This window comes from Bacillus sp. AR13-1, from assembly GCF_008042285.1.
GTDB lineage: Bacteria > Bacillota > Bacilli > Bacillales > Bacillaceae_G > Bacillus_A > Bacillus_A mycoides.
In genome coordinates this window covers 25,567-43,612 of sequence record NZ_QNUA01000043.1, presented here as the reverse complement: position 1 = coordinate 43,612, position 18,046 = coordinate 25,567, and the positions used below count along the sequence as shown (strand labels likewise).

General features: G+C 35.3%; 14 protein-coding genes and 2 pseudogenes. All 16 read right to left on the bottom strand.

The window, feature by feature from the left end:
* Positions 1-2: 2 nt before the first annotated feature.
* The 16 genes and pseudogenes from DN408_RS26530 to DN408_RS26455 all read right to left on the bottom strand — a co-directional run bounded on the left by DN408_RS26530 (position 3) and on the right by DN408_RS26455 (position 18,020).
* Positions 3-1,019: a molybdopterin-synthase adenylyltransferase MoeB gene (locus DN408_RS26530; RefSeq protein ID WP_147740446.1), complete on the bottom strand. Its 1,017-nt coding sequence runs from the start codon at positions 1,017-1,019 to the stop codon at positions 3-5.
* A 42-nt stretch (positions 1,020-1,061) separates the two neighbouring features.
* Complete coding sequence (locus DN408_RS26525; protein ID WP_002126614.1) at positions 1,062-1,856, bottom strand: formate channel; 795 nt, start codon at positions 1,854-1,856, stop codon at positions 1,062-1,064.
* Positions 1,857-2,063: 207 nt separating this feature from the next.
* Positions 2,064-3,080 (bottom strand): GTP 3',8-cyclase MoaA, encoded by a 1,017-nt coding sequence (moaA, locus tag DN408_RS26520; protein WP_002126613.1) that lies wholly within the window; start codon positions 3,078-3,080, stop codon positions 2,064-2,066.
* A gap of 20 nt (positions 3,081-3,100) precedes the next feature.
* Positions 3,101-3,898, bottom strand: coding sequence for a formate dehydrogenase accessory sulfurtransferase FdhD (fdhD, locus tag DN408_RS26515; RefSeq protein WP_002086466.1), 798 nt, complete (start codon positions 3,896-3,898; stop codon positions 3,101-3,103).
* A 16-nt stretch (positions 3,899-3,914) separates the two neighbouring features.
* Complete coding sequence (locus tag DN408_RS26510; protein ID WP_002012015.1) at positions 3,915-4,259, bottom strand: Na-translocating system protein MpsC family protein; 345 nt, start codon at positions 4,257-4,259, stop codon at positions 3,915-3,917.
* A gap of 169 nt (positions 4,260-4,428) precedes the next feature.
* Entirely contained in the window at positions 4,429-4,911 is a 483-nt protein-coding gene (locus tag DN408_RS26505; RefSeq protein WP_002012016.1) for a helical membrane plugin domain-containing protein, read from the bottom strand.
* Between the two features lie 15 nt (positions 4,912-4,926).
* Entirely contained in the window at positions 4,927-7,866 is a 2,940-nt protein-coding gene (gene fdhF, locus DN408_RS26500) for a formate dehydrogenase subunit alpha (RefSeq protein WP_002126607.1), read from the bottom strand.
* Positions 7,835-8,027: pseudogene (locus DN408_RS26495) on the bottom strand (hypothetical protein). Before DN408_RS26495 ends, fdhF begins: the two are co-directional and overlap by 32 nt.
* 104 nt (positions 8,028-8,131) lie before the next feature.
* Positions 8,132-8,908, bottom strand: coding sequence for a TerC family protein (locus DN408_RS26490; protein ID WP_002168733.1), 777 nt, complete (start codon positions 8,906-8,908; stop codon positions 8,132-8,134).
* A gap of 156 nt (positions 8,909-9,064) precedes the next feature.
* The gene (locus tag DN408_RS26485) at positions 9,065-11,800 is read right to left on the bottom strand and encodes a sensor domain-containing protein (RefSeq protein WP_147740445.1); all 2,736 of its coding nucleotides are present in this window, start codon (positions 11,798-11,800) and stop codon (positions 9,065-9,067) included.
* Between the two features lie 547 nt (positions 11,801-12,347).
* Positions 12,348-13,580: an N-acetylmuramoyl-L-alanine amidase gene (locus DN408_RS26480; protein WP_078178252.1), complete on the bottom strand. Its 1,233-nt coding sequence runs from the start codon at positions 13,578-13,580 to the stop codon at positions 12,348-12,350.
* A 448-nt stretch (positions 13,581-14,028) separates the two neighbouring features.
* A pseudogene (locus DN408_RS32575) lies at positions 14,029-14,270 on the bottom strand (Ger(x)C family spore germination protein); the annotation flags it as partial.
* Positions 14,271-14,353: 83 nt separating this feature from the next.
* The gene (locus DN408_RS26470; RefSeq protein WP_078178253.1) at positions 14,354-15,301 is read right to left on the bottom strand and encodes a DNA-binding domain-containing protein; all 948 of its coding nucleotides are present in this window, start codon (positions 15,299-15,301) and stop codon (positions 14,354-14,356) included.
* 491 nt (positions 15,302-15,792) lie between these two features.
* On the bottom strand, positions 15,793-16,701 hold the full coding sequence (locus DN408_RS26465) for a chemotaxis protein (RefSeq protein ID WP_016092925.1): 909 nt from the start codon (positions 16,699-16,701) through the stop codon (positions 15,793-15,795).
* A gap of 141 nt (positions 16,702-16,842) precedes the next feature.
* Positions 16,843-17,328 carry a LysR family transcriptional regulator gene (locus DN408_RS26460; RefSeq protein WP_078178254.1) on the bottom strand — a complete coding sequence of 162 codons (486 nt, stop codon included), beginning with the start codon at positions 17,326-17,328 and terminating at the stop codon, positions 16,843-16,845.
* A gap of 356 nt (positions 17,329-17,684) precedes the next feature.
* Positions 17,685-18,020 (bottom strand): DUF3964 family protein, encoded by a 336-nt coding sequence (locus DN408_RS26455; RefSeq protein WP_078178255.1) that lies wholly within the window; start codon positions 18,018-18,020, stop codon positions 17,685-17,687.
* Between the last annotated feature and the right edge of the window lie 26 nt (positions 18,021-18,046).

Sequence of the window (18,046 nt, the reverse complement as noted above, 5' to 3'; positions counted from 1 at the left end):
TATTATCCTAATAACCGATAGTATAGTTGTTTCGCTTTTTGAATTTCATTCGTGCCATGAATAAATACACGCCCATCTTGAAAAATGACGATGCGATACTCTTCTAATTGGCAAGAGAGCAAATATGGATTCCGATCAACTTTCCCGTGGTTTTTCAATAATTTTTCTAACTCGTCAAAGTCGTAATGACTATTATGCGCCGGTCTAATTTGAACTGTATTTCTTCCGCATAACACAGCTGTCTTCGTTTGATTTTCGTATGATAAATAAGGATAAGTTCTATTTGTTCCGCACGAAGGACAGTCTTCTGTTTTGATTTTTCCTAGTTTGAGAGAATGATGTTGATTACTCCATATATCAAACATTAAAAAAGTTTTTCTAATTGCTGTATAATCTTCTACTAAAATTTTGAATGCTTCTGCTACTTGATACGCTGCGACGATTTGAACAGCTGGACTAATAATTCCAACTGTGTCACATGTCGCCCCTGTAACAGGAACACTTTTCAACACGCAATGTAAGCACGGTGTTTTCTTCGGAATAATTGTATAGCTCATGCCATAACTTCCGACACAAGAACCGTAAATCCAAGGGATATTGTATTTTTGTGATATATCATTAATCACGAACCGAATATCGAAATTATCTGTTGCATCAATAATGACATCGACACCACCTAGTAAAGCTTCCATATTATCTACTCTTGCATCCATTACAAGAGCTTGAATTTGCACGTCTGAATTAATTTGTTTGAGACGATTCTGCGCTGCAATTGCTTTTGGCAATTTTTCTATCGCATCTTGTTCAGCGTAAAGTTGTTGCCGCTGTAAATTGCTCCATTCTACGTAATCGCGATCAATAATCGTTAATTTCCCGATACCTGCACGTACAAACGCCTCTGCACTTGCACTTCCTAACGCACCTGCCCCTATTATTAATACATGCTTATTTCTAATCTTCTCTTGCCCTTCTTTTCCAATAGGAGTGAACAACTGTTGTCGTGAATACCGCTCTATCATGAGGTAACCTTCCTTTCATGTAAAAATCAGCTTCATATACTGTTATTTTTTCAATACATCTTCTTCGATAGCACTTTGTTTCTGATAACAAGAAAAATAAGCGAATCCAACAAATCCCGCTCCGCCAATTACATTTCCGATAAAGACAGGCACAAAGTTTTTCGCAAGATCCATCCACGTAAGGTGACCCGCAAAAATCACGGCTGAAATGACAAACATATTTGCTACTACTTGTTGAAATCCAATTACGACAAATGCCATAATCGGAATCCAAATTCCAACAATCTTCCCAATTAAATCGTTCGTTCCGTATGCTAACCAAATCGCAAGGCAAACGAGCCAGTTACAGCCAATTGCTAAAATTAACGTTCTCCCAAAAGATTCATGTAACTTATCTTGAGCTATCGCTATCGTTTTATTTAAATACGCTCCCTCAGTTAACCCGCCAAGATGACCGAAACAATACGCTACGAAAAGTGCACCTACAAAGTTAGTTAAAGTAATCCAGGCCCAATTGTGTAACACATGTTTCAATGAAATTTTCCGTGCATAAAGTGCCATAGACATTGACATCATATTTCCCGTAATTAATTCTCCTCCTGTTAACACAACTAGCATCAGTCCGATAGGAAAAACCGCTCCTCCTATAAAATTGACTAAACTTCCCCATTGCTCCGGTACATTACCGAGAACACGAATATTAAGTAAAAATCCTATCGAAATGAATGCTCCTCCTAAAAAACCAAGGATAAGCATAGCTGATAGCGGTTGCCTTACCTTTTGAACACCGGATTCAATCACAAGCGCAGCAATTTGTTCCGGTTTATGAAATGCCATAACCAATCCCTCCATTTTTCTCATCTAAAAAAAGCAGCACCAAAAACCCTTACCATCGTAAGGATTTTTGAATGCTGCTTAATCTCTCTGCATATCTCTTACAGAAATATCAATCATCATTTTTACTATACTCATAGAAAGTGTACAAAACTTGCACATTTCCCACTATTTACGTTAACAAAGAGAATCCATATTCATAGTAGTTTCTCAGCCACCGATATGAGACATTTCAATTTTCGGCATTATTTTTTTATTCGTATCGCTTAACCGTTCATCTGAATAACGGTCTGAACGATTATTCCAAATGTCACGAATAACATTAGTAATCTCCTCATCCGTATATCCAGTACGAAGTAATTCTTTAAGATCGTTTCCTTTAGAAGCAAACAAACAAGTATACAATTTCCCTTCTGCGGAAATACGTGCTCTTGTACATGATGAACAGAACGAATCTGTTACAGATGAAATAATTCCTATTTCTTCATCACTACCGATATAGCGATAACGTGTCGCAACTTCACCAAGATAGTTCGCTTCAATACGTTCAAGCGGCATAACTTTATGAATCATCTCTACTATTTCTTGCTTAGAAACTACTTCGCCTAATTCCCAGCCGTTAAAATTTCCGACATCCATATATTCAATGAACCGAAGGATATGCTTATTCTCTTTAAAGTACTCTGCCATCTGAACGATGTCTTGTTCATTTTTCCCTTTTTGAACAACCATGTTCATTTTAATTTTCATTCCGGCTTCCGCCGCAGCCTGTATTCCTGCAAGAACCGTTTTTACTTTACTTCTATTCCCATTTAAATAAGAGAAACGTTCTTCATTTAACGAGTCTAAACTAACTGTTACACGAGATAAACCCGCCTTATATAAATCAGATGCAAACTTTTTAAGTAATGATCCATTTGTCGTTAAACCAATATCCTCTACTCCGTCAATTTCGTTTAACCGCTGTATGAGTTTAGGTAGGTCTTTTCGAAGTAAAGGCTCTCCCCCAGTAATACGTAACTTTCTGACACCTAAAGAAACGAAAATACGTGTAATCCTTTCAATTTCATCAAAAGATAAAATTTTATCATTAGACAAAAAAGAATAATCACGACCAAATATTTCCTCCGGCATACAATATCGACAGCGAAAATTACAACGATCAGTAACAGAAATACGCAAGTCCTTTAAAGGACGATCTAATTTGTCTAATGTAACAGATTTCATGATTATTGCCTCGTTTCTACTTATTTTATATTTATAATCCGCTCTGGATGCGTATATACATTTAAAGATTTATTACGAATGAAGCCTATTGTAGTAATCCCTAACTGCTCCGCTAGTTCTAATGCTAACTCAGTTGGAGCTGATTTTGACAATATTACTTCACAGCCAATTTTCGCAACTTTTAATAGAATTTCAGAAGAGATACGTCCACTAAAAACAATAATTTTATCACCAATCGAAATGTTATTTTTTAAACAATAGCCGTAAATTTTGTCTAAAGCGTTATGTCTTCCTATATCCATGCGGCTTAAAACAATTCCACTCACATTACATAAAGCTGCATTATGAACGCCGCCTGTATGTTGAAACGTAGACGCAGATTGCTGCATATCATTCATTAACCGAAAACAATCCTCGGCAGAGATCTTTACGCGAATATCATTCATTTCTTTCGCAGTCAGCGCATCGTTCGCAAAAACAAACCCTTGCCTACTCATTCCACAGCACGAAGTAATATAACGTTTGTTTTGTATGTCACGATAATAAGGATTGATTTTCGTCGTTTTTACATGTACATAGCCTTCTTTTTCTTGCATCCATATTTCATCAATATCTTCATACTTTCGGATAATGCCTTCAGAGGCTAAAAAGCCAATTACCATATCTTCAATATACTCTGGAGTACTAACCATTGTAACAAATTCCTGGCCGTTAATTTTAACCGTAACAGGAAACTCTGTTACAATGCTGTCCTCTATATGTTTAAATTCCCCTTGCTCATATTTAAAAATTTTCCGTTCCACCTGAATCGATTTCACGATGAGCATCCTTCTCTCACGTTATATTTTTATCAAAAACAAACACGGAAACTGCAATATCCTCATCTACTTTCATATCAGAAAACAGATGAACTAACTTCGCACCAACAAGTTCTTCTAAATGTTCATGAGGATTAGCCACATACACTTCTTGAATCATTTTCGTTCGAGCCATATGAACCATTTCCGCCCCATCCGTAGTTCCCGAAATAAATTTTTCAGTAGGTGTTAAATTCCCATAAAGTGTTGCAATCGCCATGTTCTCGGTAAATACAGTATGAATTCTTTCCGGCCCTTTCCCGAACAACTCTTTTCGAAGCTTTCGGATCATATCATTAAATTCATGTACCATTTTTGACATACTCTCATTCCTCCCCAACTAATCAACACTTACTTTTCAAATATTATTCCATTATAACCATTTTATCAAAATGACCATTTCGTCCAACTATTTAATAATGAGACGAAATGGATCATCTTTTTATCTCAAGTAAACAAATCACATATGAAATACTATTATTGTTGCTTATCTATTCTTCTTTTAACCCTTTACCCATACCTTTTAAGAAATGAAGACCAAATCCGATAGCACGATTAATATCTGGGTCTTTCAGTACTTTCATAAGGTCTAATATTCCTACTTTTTTATTGCTTTGCAGATGCTGGTTTCCTTCATCCATACCTGTCAACACGCTACCTATAAGCTTTTTCGTAAGTTCCGGATCAAGTTCTGTTAAAGCTCCTGCAGCGCCCATCATATTATTAATTAAATTTGTAACTGGTTCACGAGTGACTTGGCCTAGAACGATTTTTGCGATTGGTTCTTTCGCTTTCAGCATAGAATTTGCTGCTTCCAGCATCCCAATGTCATTTAATTCACCTACTATATTAAACATTTGATTTAAAGCATCTTCATTATTAGCTAGCAGTTCTTTTAAAGCTTCGAGTTTTTGTTGTTTAAGTTCTTCCTCAGTTAGCTCCTGCTTCTGGATCGCTTGAATAGGTGCTGCCATATTCTTTTCTCCCCCTTAGTTATCCGTTAAATGTACGTATCCTGGACGAGCCCACTTACGATTTACCTCAATTCCGTTTTGAGGATGACGCTTTTTATTACGTGGGTTCGTTTTTGGCATCGGATTTTCGCCATCAACTTCTAACACTTCCAGACGTACTTTCGTTTGCTTATATGCCGGCGTGTTTGTACGCAAGTCAACGGCAGGACCTGTTAAGAAATTAATTGCCGATTCTTTATCAGTCGAATTCATCGGTAAATACAGTTCATTCGCTTTTACACGATCCGTTACAAGTACACGTAATTTAAGTGCTCCGAATGGAGAAACAAGGCGTACTAACGAACCAGTTTTCACTCCACGTTCCCTTGCAAGCTCTGGAGAAACTTCGACGAAAACACCTGGTACTTTCGATTGAATACCAGTTGATTTATTTGTCATGTTCCCTTCATGGAAATGTTCAAGCATACGGCCGTTATTAATGTGAAGATCGTATTCTGCTGGGAATTCAGCAGGACGTACCCAATCAGCTATCGCAAAACGAGCCTTTTTGTCCGGGAAGTTAAATCCATCTTTAAATAGCAGCGGCGTATTCGTACCATCAAAACTTCCCCAGTGGAAACTGTTCCACCCTTCAAGCACTTCATAGTTTGCGTGTGCAAATAGTGGTGATAAGCTTGCCATTTCCGCAAAGATTTCACTTGGGTGATTATAGCTCCAGTTTGCGCCTAACTTATTAGCAATTGCCTGCACGATCCACCAGTCTGGTTTCGCATCTCCTAGCGTTGGAAGCACTTGATATAATCTTTGTACACGACGCTCTGTATTTGTAAAAGTACCTTCTTTCTCAAGAGATGGCGCTGCTGGTAATACTACATCAGCGTATTGAGCTGTTTTAGAAAGGAACACATCTTGAACGACAAAGAATTCAAGGCTTGATAACACTTCATGTACGTGATTTGCGTTAGAGTCTACAAGAGCCATATCTTCTCCAACAAGATACATAGCTTTCATTTTTCCTTCATCAATTGCGTGAAGCATTTCAATGTTATTAAGACCTGGTTTGTTATCAATTTTTACTCCGTAAGCTATTTCAAATTTCGCACGTTCTACATCGTCAGTAACGTGCTGATATCCTGGAAGCCAACCTGGAAGTGTTCCCATATCACAAGCACCTTGTACGTTATTATGACCTCGAAGCGGATATGCACCAGCACCTGGACGGCGATAGTTTCCTGTTGCAAGAAGTAAGTTTGAAATTGCAGCGGAAGTATCTGAACCACCAGTATTTTGCGTTACCCCCATTCCCCAAAGAATACACGTACCATCTGCATCACGAATCATTTCTGCCATTTTAACGAGCGTTTCTTTTGAAATACCTGCAATCTCTTCTGCATATTCAAGCGTATATTCCGCGAGACTATCTTTGAAATCATCAAAGAAGTTTACATTTTCATCGATGAACTGCTGATCGTGCCAACCTTGATCAATCATATATTTCGTAACAGCCATTAACCATACTTGGTCCGTTCCTTGCTTTGGACTAATAAAGATATCCGAACGCTCTGCCATTTCAGTTTTACGAAGATCTGCAACAATTAGTTTTTGACCGTGAAGTTTATGCGCACGTTTCACACGAGTTGCTAATACTGGGTGACCTTCTGTTGGATTACAACCGACGATAATAACAAGACCCGATTGTGCGATATCTTTAATCGTCCCTGCATCTCCGCCCATACCAATTGTACGGAACAATCCATCTGTCGCTGGTGATTGACAATAACGTGAGCAGTTATCAACGTTATTCGTTTCGAACACTTGACGCGCTAATTTTTGAATAACATAATTATCTTCATTCGTAATTTTAGAAGAAGAAATAAAGCCGATAGAGCCTTTACCGTACTCTTCTTTAATAGAGCCCAATTTATTCGCCACTACATGAAGCGCTTCTTCCCAAGTCGATTCAACGAACACTCCATTTTTACGAATTAAAGGTTTCGTAAGTCGTTTTTCAGAATTAACGAAATCCCAACCGAATTTTCCTTTTACACAAGTAGAAATTGCATTAACTGGTGCCTCAGAAGTTGGTTGCACCTTTAAAATTTTGCGCCCTTTCGTCCATACTTCAAATGAACAACCTACACCACAAAACGTACATACTGTTTTCGTCTTCTTCGTACGAGTGTCGCGCATCGCAGCTTCTACTTCTGACACAGCGAAAATACCGCTATATCCAGGTTCAACCTCTTTAATAAGATCGACCATAGGTTCAAGAATATCCGGCTTCAGCCCAGTCATAAATCCAGCTTCACCGAGCATCGATTTCTCCATTAATGCATTACAAGGACAAATCGTTACACATTGACCGCAGCTTACACATGAAGAATCGTTAATATCTACTCCTTCATCCCAAATAACACGTGGGCGCTCTGCCTCCCAATCAATAGATAACGTTTCATTAACTTGTAAGTTTTGACACACCTCTACACATTGACCGCACGCGATACATTGATTCGGATCATAGCGATAAAATGGATGAGACATATCAACTTCGCTTGCATCAACTTTTGGCTCATAAGGATATTTTTGATGCTCAATTTCCATTAGTTCTGCCGTATTATGCAGTTTACAATTCCCGTTATTGTTGTCACAAACCGTACAGTAAAGTAAATGATTTTCTAGTAAACGGTCCATCGCCTCATGTTGTGCTGCCTTTGCACTAGTAGAGGACAGCTCAATATTCATACCGCTCGTCACTACAGTAGAACAGGATCGCACAAGCTTTCCGTTAACTTCTACAATACAAGTATCACACGTTTGAATAGGATCCACTTCCGGCACATAACAAATTTGTGGATGTTCAATTCCGTTCTCATTAATAATGCCCAGTATAGTTGAACCAGGCTCAGCATTATACTCTTTGCCGTTAATTGTAATATGAACCATGCTGTCGTTCATGGTTACTCCCCCTTTTTGAGAATAAAAAAAACTCCACCACGAAAATATACGCACCACATTTTTGGCACGTTATCATCATGGTGGAGTAGTTTATTAGCACATCTTGCTAAAATACCAATCCATTTATTCATAAATAAAATGATAGATTCATAACAGGTCATATCACGATTCCATCTTTAACACTGTAATTATAGCGTTAAATCGAAAAATACACAATATAATTATCATTACAAAGGACAAAGCACATAATGCTCTGACCTTTGTATTACATTTTAGGATTATTCTGAGATGACTTACTTCCCGGTGCAAACCAACCAATTAGTGCGATGGCAACTAATACTCCGTAGAAGATTAAAGTCCAAGTTGTACTGTGTGGAAAATCATGATCTAAAATACCTATATCCTCATGGGCAAGTGTAATTACAGCAAGTTTGACGCCGACCCAGGCAACAATTGCATATGCTGTTGTTTCTAGTGCTGGACGTTTCTCCAGTAATTGTACAAACCAAGTTGCCGCAAATTTAATTAAAATAAGTCCAGCTATCCCTCCAAGAAGTACAACAATGAACTGTCCTCCATCCATACCTCCGAAATCGTCAAGCGGAGAATCCGGAAGACCGAGGGCAAGAGCGACTGCGGCTAATATTGAATCAATCGCAAAGGCAAGGTCAGCTAATGCAATCTTTCCTACTGTGAACCAGTAGCTTTTTCCTGCTGCTTCCTTTTCATCTTCCTTGTTAATATTTTGATTATTTTTTCCGAATTGCGCCTGAATGACATGCTTTAATCCTAAGTAAAGAAGATAAGCTGCTCCTATCGCCTGTATTTGCCAAACATTTGCAATAAATGATATAGCAAAAAGGGCTGCGAATCGAAAAACAAAGGCCATAATAATTCCGTAATTTATAGCTCTTTTTTTCTCTTCTTCGGGTAAATGCTTGGCTATAACTGCTAGTACAAGGGCATTGTCAGCCGATAACAATCCTTCTAATCCGATTAAAATTAACAATGCCCAAGCATACTCTAGCCATATTGAATCCATCCGCTTCTCTCCTTTCTAAAACTAAAATCAGATAAGGTCTTTGCTCATTAGAATTTCCTATTAAGCCAAATTAAATGCTAAAACATTTTGACAGTTACTTTGCTGTCCTCTATTTGTTATAATTTCAACAAAAAACAAATCTAGATTGTGGTTTTCTTAGAAAAGGTGACGCGACATTGTGCTTAAAAACTTGATGAATTCATCTTCACTTACAGGTTTACTGTAGTAATAGCCCTGAATTAGATAACATGCATTACGTTGTAACACTGTTAATTGTTCCTTCGTTTCTACCCCTTCTGCGATCACTTTCATGTTTAAAGTATGCGCTAGTGAAATAATGGTATGAATAATTTCATTTCCATCAGTAGAATTTCCGATCCTATTAACAAATTCTCTTGGAATTTTCAAGGTATCAATTGGATACAAAGGGAGATATGCTAATGAAGAATACCCTGTACCAAAATCGTCAATTGATAAATGTACACCATATGATTTTAATGCTTTTAACTTCGATAAGGTTTCTTTTTCATCTACCATTGCTATTCTCTCTGTTAATTCTAAATCAATCGAACTAGCAGGTACCCCTACTTCTTCTATGGTAGATATGATTGCTTGAACAAAATCTTTCTGTTCAAACTCTATAGCAGATAAATTTATCCCCATTTTTAGATTTACATAGCCTGCAGAATGCCACTTTTTCAGTTGTCGACACGCTTCCTGTAACGTCCATTTCCCAATTGGAATAATTTGCGACGTTTCTTCCGCGATAGGTATAAATTCAAAAGGAGAAATAAGTCCCAGTTCTGGATGTTGCCAACGAATTAAAGCCTCTGCACCAATAACCATACCAGTCTTACTGTCAACTTGTGGTTGATATAATAAAAACAACTCATTATTTTCTAATGCCTTCGGTAAATCCTGTTCTAATCGTAATCGTCTTGTTATTTTTTTTGATAATGTCTCGTCATACATGCAAACAGCATTATTACCTTTTTCCTTTGCACTATACATAGCAATATCAGCATGTTGTAAAAGTGTAGTAGTATTTATTCCTCCAAACGGATACACTGCTATTCCTATACTAAGAGATAAGTAAAAGCTATGCTGATTTACTACAAATGCTTCTTCAGTTATACGAAATAGAGTTTCACACAAATCCAATAGCTGTTGCTCTGTATGGCTATGGACTATGATTGCAAACTCATCTCCCCCTATTCTCGCTAGAGGAATAGCCGGTGACAGACATGTCCTAAAACGTTTAGCAACTTCTTTTAAAACACTGTCACCAATTGAATGTCCCAGTGTATCGTTAATGGTCTTAAAACGATTTAAATCTATATACAAGAGTCCAAATTCACCCTGCGTTTTTCGTGCACGCTCAATGGATTTTTCTAATTCTTTTTGGAAGAATATTCGATTTCCAATCTCCGTCACTGTATCATGGAATGCTAGATAGTTTATCTCATCTTGTTGTTTCTTCATTCTCGTAATGTCTTTTACCATTACATAATTCCCAAAAGTTTGTCCTTCTATCATAATAGGAACAATGGTGACGTACCAAAAATGAATGTCCTTCTCATTATTATTTTTCACACGTAATTGTAACGAAGCCGAACTGCATCGTTTCCCTTCCTGTAGAGCTGCTTCCAATTCAGATCTATCTTCGTCTAAAAAAATCGAGAAGCACTCTTTACCTATTAATTCATCACTGTTTTTTCCTAATAACATACTTCCAGCCTGGTTTATATTTAACACAGTACCATTTGAATTAATCGTTAAAATAGGATCTGGGTGATACTCATATAATGACTTAAATCTCTCTTGATTTTTGACCAAGTCATTGGATTTGTTTATTAAATCTTCTGTTCTTTGAGATACTTTTTGTTCTAATTGATTATTAAACACTTTTAACATTTCGGTTAAATCTCTGTTTTGCATTCGTACGATAGTATGACGAATCAGCACAAATACAAATGCAATACAATTCCCAGTAATAAGTGTAGCCGAGGCAGTTTGCTCTTTTAAAGTAAAGCCAATTAATACCGCAACTGCAAGATAAGGAAATATAACAAGAAGTTTCTTCCCAAATGTGGGATCGATAATGAAATAATTCCTTCTAGAAGATGCATTCTTTGAGATCGAAGCAGCAATAGCGATAAATAATAGGAAAACTCTATACAAACACCTTAATAATATAAGTGAACGATCTGACAAATCATCTTGTAAGTAAAAATACAAGTAGTCCGTAATAGCCAATCCAGTTAATACGAGGATAAAAATAAATAATTTACTTTTCGCATTAAAAATAGCTGGTCGAAAGATTAGACTAACTCCTAATAAAAGAAGTAATAAATCTATAATCGGAAAAATAAATGAGAGAAAAACATCTCCAATTGATAAGAATAAGATATTTGCAGAAGGTTTATTAAACAGGTACCACTCTAATGTAAAAATAGCAGTAACAACAATACATAAATCACAAATTAAATACGCTTTTTCCCATTTGTTACATTCCATAATGATTTTATAAAAGAATGCAAAGAGAAAGAAGAATAAGAAAAACAACAAAAACACATCAGAGATATTAAAATTTTGTATCGGTAATTCTACATTAAGTACTTGAAAAGCGGATATAAAATTCCCGATCAAGAAACACCCTATTGCAATAGTAATGCAAACCCAGAATACTCCTAACTTAATGTTTCCGGATAATATAGAATAAAGTAATGAGATAAATACAGTAGTTTCAACAACTAAGGATGATAGTCGGATATTAAAATCTGATACAAAATAATGATTCGGAAAAACAAATAAAAATATAAAACAAAAGCTTATATAGAATATTAGAGCTATTGTTAATAAGATAAATTGCAAATGTGAATGTTTAAGCAATATATTCACCTTCTTAAGTCTTTCATCATTTTTAAAAAATTTGTTTCTAATTATTATTCATATTATGACCATTTCAAAAGATTTCTTTCAAAATAAAGCAGCCTTACATTACACCTGCAAATATTTAACAATTCCATAACAGGAATTACAAAAAAATATGAACAGCTATGTCCTTAACACTATCAATTATTGTTATACGAACTATTTATGTAACAAGTTTATTTAATAGCTAATTAGTTCAAAGAATGTTTTCTTTGAACTAATTGTATACTGCCCATCTGAATCATATAACTTAACTATTTTTAAATTAAAATTTCACGTAAAAATAATGAATGTAGGTGTATGCCCCTATCTATTTATCTTTTTTTCTTCATAACTTCTATAGTATTCATTAAGTACGCTAACTTAAACACCGACTTATTTATAATCATTAATAAGTCGGTGCTAGTATACACTATAAAACTAAAACACATTTCAAATAACAAAACTATACTTTAGCAATTTATAAATTTCATATTCCTAGAATTACTAAACTTTCTTTTACCTATTACAATCTATATTCAGATACATTATTTCCTTTCCATTCATAATAATCTAAAACCCCTTCATAAATGGCTTCTGCTGCAATCTGTCTGCCGTTTTCCGTAGATAGTTTACTGTAATCGATACCATTATCTATAAAAGCCAGTTCCGTTAACACAGCTGGCATGTCGTTTTCTCTTATAACATGAAGATCTCCGTGTTTAACGCCTCTATCACGTGTTTGAAGAGCCTCTACTAAACGTGTTTGAATTTTTTCCGCTAACACACGACTTTCTTCCACATGAGGATTTGTTTTTTCGGATTCAGAAGATTTATAGTAGTATGTTTCTGTCCCTTTTGCATTACCATTAAAAGCATTTGCATGAATGCTTATAAAGATATCCCCCTCATTTTGCTTAGCAAATTTAACACGTTCCTGTAAAGAGCTTTTTTGGTCATGTCCAGGTCTAGTATCAGATTCACGAGTTAGTAAAACTGTAAATGGTGTATGTTTTTCGAGCAATTGTTGTAGGCGTAAGGAAGTGTCTAATACGATTTTACTTTCAGGCAATCCTTTTGTGGACTTTCCGGGATCTGCACCACCATGTCCAGGATCAATAATGATTGTTTTACTTTCTAAAGGGTTTTTCGGACTGTATTGAAGGGTATCTGTTTTGGCAGTAAGTTGTGCGGCTTCTGCACGTGTTATGAATTTATTTGGTTGCCAACCATTATCAGTACCAACAGAAATCTTTAAATCAATTAAAATATTGGCAAATTTTTCACCCCAATGTCCTTTTAAATCATCAAATTTACTTTGCCCATTACTATTTGTTCTATCTTGTAGCTTATATGCATTTACTAACATTGTTGCCATTGCAGCACGAGTAACTTTTCCAGAAGGATTAAATATTCCGTTTCCTTCACCTTTAATTATTCCTGCTTTTTCAGCTGCGGCAATATACGGCGTTCCCCAGTGGTTTTGTGAATCTGTAAAAGATGGTTTTGCATTTAAGTCAATATGTATACCAAGGGCCTTTGTCATAATTGTTGCCGCAGAAGCCCTATCTAATGTATCACTTGAACCAAAAGTTCCATCTGGATAACCACTCAATACTTTTTTATCAACTAAATAATTAACGGATTCGTCAGCCCATGCAGGAACATCTGAGAATTTATGAGTATTTGCAAATGCACTAGATGAGTAGGATAGTAGACTTCCAGCAAGAATTCCTGTAGCAATTAATTTTTTCTTCAAAATTTAGCACCTCTAAAAAATTATTACAAGTTGGTAAATATATCATTTATAGTTAATCTTTAAATAATACGACCTAGAATAAAGAATAGATTGAATCCGCATTATCCCTATATTAAAGATATTAAATACAAATCGAACTATTATTCCGAAAAGAATCCTGAGACATACACTTATAGATAGAAACTATTAAATATATTCACCAACGTCGTGTAACCAGTATAGTTACTCATATGTACGAGTGTCAATTAAAAAAACCTTACATCTTTGTAAGATAACCATGTTAATAATGTAGTAAGTAATTATTATATAATGTGAATAATTACTCGGTATAATAAAATAGTAATCTTATATTTTAAACAAATATTGATTATCTTGGTAGGCAAATAACTTATAACAGCCACCTTTTTGGCCATGCTTTGGAATCCTACTTTACTCTTCAATTCTCCGTATTAAAAGTTGGTTGATGAAATGTAATAACAACTGTACGATTATACAACTTATTCACCTCAATTAAATCAGTTAAATCTTGATGAAGAGTCGGTTTATCTTTAAAATCATTATGTATTAAGTCCTTTCACAGTGACAATACGCATATTCCTAGTATTTTTCTGATCGTAATACTACAAAGTAAGACCTAGCTCCTTCCTTTTGTACAAATTTTTGATTTACTAAAATTAATTGTAACTTTTCCTCTGTCCGAAACGATTCCATACAAAACAAAAGGGAAATACATATACACTATGTATCTCCCTTTTATTTTGTACCCAATTTTTTTATTGTGTTACGGTCATAACTTGTCCACTACGGTCAACCATAATTTTCATTTTTCCGTCTTGAGCGTTATATAACCCTAGCTTATGTAGATCTTGTTTGCATTCTTTTACGAAGTAAGGCAATGTACGAATTTGATCGATATCAGAGCTCGTAATAAAATGAATTAAATGATGCGTCATCTCTTTAATATCATGAACGAGTTCTTCCTTCCCTCGTTTTAATCTTTCATTTTCAGCTCGTAATGAATGTAATTCACCTTCAAGACCACGTGCATTCTTTTCATCTTTTGAACGCTCTGCTGCCATACTGGAAAGCTTATAGATTCCCTCCATGAACTGATGCAATTCGTGTTCTTTCTTGTCACTACATTGACTAATTGTTTCAAAGTTATCCACGATGCCAGATATAACTGTTACGAGGCTTTTTTCATCATCTTCATTTCGAACGTCTTCAATTACTTCCTGCTTACTTTCTTGTTTTTTCTCAGCAATTGTCTCTTTTACAGGTGCATATTTACGTTTTCGCCCCGGCTTTTGTTTTTCAATATTTTCAAACGGGATTTCTTGTTTTTTTAATTTATAATACGTGTTTTGCAATTGGCTTTCCGTTTTCGGAAAAAGATTCAGTTCATTTTTACTAACATATTTTGAAATATTTGCGATGTTTAAGCCGTGACGTTGACAAAATTGATACACTTCATACAATAATTCTAGTTCAGACTTCAACCAAGTAATCGCTGATTTTTCATATTCTCGCATACCGCCATTTTTTTCTATATCTATTTGAAATAATACCATTCTATTATATAAATCGATTAGCTCTTCATACCCGATTTGGAATTGTTTCTCTATTTTTTTAAATTCCGCCTCTAATTTCATATCGTTCGTTTTATTATTTGACATGTTTTGTAAAAGACTTAATACATTGATTGCTGTGTGGTGATACATAATATGTGTCACTCCCCCTCATCCTTTCACAATTCTCATCTGACTCCCATGTCTTTTAAGAAAATAGAAATTTCCACATATCCATATTATAACATTTCGAAATTGTCTGTCAAATAATTAACATACAAAAAGGTATAAAAAGTATCGAAATAAAAAATGATTTTTAACAAATATTAAAAATTAAAAAATAGCTAAGCAAAATATTATATCAGAAAAATTCTACTTAATTATATTATATGGTATTCCTAATATATTTTCACCGAAAAAGTTTGCGTCACCACGAAATCTTATAGATGAAATAATTGAACATCATGTAAGAAAACCCTCACCTTTATAGTAAAGGTAAGGGTTTTACACAACGCTAACTAATTAACCGAAAGAATGACCATTATTACCACGGTGGCTACAGAAAAACAAAAATATCTCAGAAACACTCAACCTTTCTGTCTTTATACACATGGCTGGCTCCTCTCTTCCAACTAAAAGAAGCTTTATAGTACTAACTTATCAACTAGCCCGATTAACTCTTGAATATCAGGCTTACTCACTTGAGCATTCGCTCCAACTGCCTCACCTTTATGGAACAACTCATTCGTAATTAATGAAGAGAAAATAATGACTGGTAAACGATTCATTACTTCACCATCTTTAATTACTTTCGTTAAATGGTGTCCATCCATTTTCGGCATTTCAATATCGGTAATAAGTAGGTGAATATGCTCATACATTCTTTCACCTTGCTCTTTTGCTAGTTTTTCAATTTGTGCTAACGCTTCTGCACCATTGCTGAAGAAGTTCATTTTCGTATATCCAGCTGATGATAATGTTTCTTCTAATATTTGGCGAAGCATCGCTGAATCTTCCGCAATATAAATCACCTTTTCAGCTCGATCTGTTTTTTGCTCTAATCCTGCAAGTGATTTATTGTCATAACCAGTACCGCTAATTTCACATACAATTTTTTCATAATCTAATAGTAAAATGATTTTCCCATCTAGTTTTACAATACCAGATGTCGTTTCTTCTAGTCCCATAGATAATGAAGCTGGTTCATCAATTTGTTCCCACGAAATACGTTGAATACGATGTACTTCATCAACACGGAAAATAACCTTCATTTGGTTTAATTCTGAAATGATAAATTTCGTTTGATCAAGTGGTTTTATAGATTTTAAATTAAGAGCCGTTGCTAAGTTAATAACAGGTAAAATTTCACCACGTACTTGAACAACACCTTCAACTGCATGATGAGCTTCTGGCACAGTTGTAACAGGGAATGGATTAATAATTTCACGCACTTTCATTACATTAATACTAAATAAATTTTCACCAACAGTGTACGTTACGATTTCTAATTCGTTTGTTCCGCTTTCTAATAAAATACTTTGTGCTTGTGACATAAAGGTGTCGCTCCCCTTCCATTAATTCCGTATATTTAATTATTAAGCTTTATTAAAATCAAAAAGTCAACTACCTATATGAAAAATATAGATAGTTGAGTGATCCTCACAGTTTTAAAGTAGAAATACTACCGGTAAAACTTAATCTTGTATAAACGAAGCAAGTGCCTCTAGTAACACTTCTTGTGCTCCTACAATTTCTGTCGGCATCGCTTCCCATTTTTTTGAAAGCTCTGTTTCCACTCTCATTCTTAGCTCTGGACCCATTTCTCCTAGCACATATTCTTTCGTTGCTATATCAACATCAAGTAGCGCAAGTGCATATAACTCCGGATCGTTTATTTTTTTAAATACTTGTTTCAATACCGCCGGTGCTATATGTTTTAACTTTTCAATGTGAATTTCCTTATCAGAAAATAGTAACTCATATTGAATATACGTAACATTTTCTTTAATAACTTTAAAATAGCAATTATTTTTTTTATCATTTACAAAATAACCGTTCGGATCTGCAATAATACTCTCTACTTGACGTATTAAATTAGGTAAACTACTCGCCGCCATTACAGTACGTTGCTCAATCTCACTTGGCGAAATGAATGTAACGCGATACTTATTCTGCGCCATCCTCCTCACCTCTCCTTTTATATAAACTTAGTCTAATTGTACAATATAGCACAACTATCTTAAATTAATCTAACTCTATTTCAAATCATTGCTCCTAGAATCAGAGAAATCCTCTCTCCAAAAAGTGAAGAGGCACCACCTAAAAACTTGGATTACAGCCTCTCCAACTACCTTAGAACTACTCCATATCTCTACAACATGCGAGCCACTCATAAGCACTGTCGCTACTACAATCCGGTGAGCCTAACAATCTCATTCATGGCTCCCAGCCTCTTCAACTAACCTAGAACCACTCCATATGCACTGACCGCTACTAAACATCGCTGGGCCCTCTCTCAAAACCTAAAAGAAAGCTTTTAAGCCCCTTTCAACAACTCAATGTTATTGAACCAAAAAGCAAGCTGCTGATCCGTAATATCCGGCAACATAACGAAAAACTCACGGCACTTCATCTCATCTTTAAACAGTTGATACTTCCAAACACCACTACTACCAATACTTACGAAGTAAAACTCGTGTATACGGCCAATGATTGCTTGTTTTTCACCAAACGAATATGGAGGCACTTGTTTGATTTCAAATTGATCTGGTAAATATATATGCTCTTCTCGTTCTATTTTTAACACTTGCTCAGCAAGCTCACGTTTATTTTCGAAAAAAGGCAATTGTAAAATTCGCTCTTGTCTTGTCATACGAATATAAAACCCTTTCTACTACG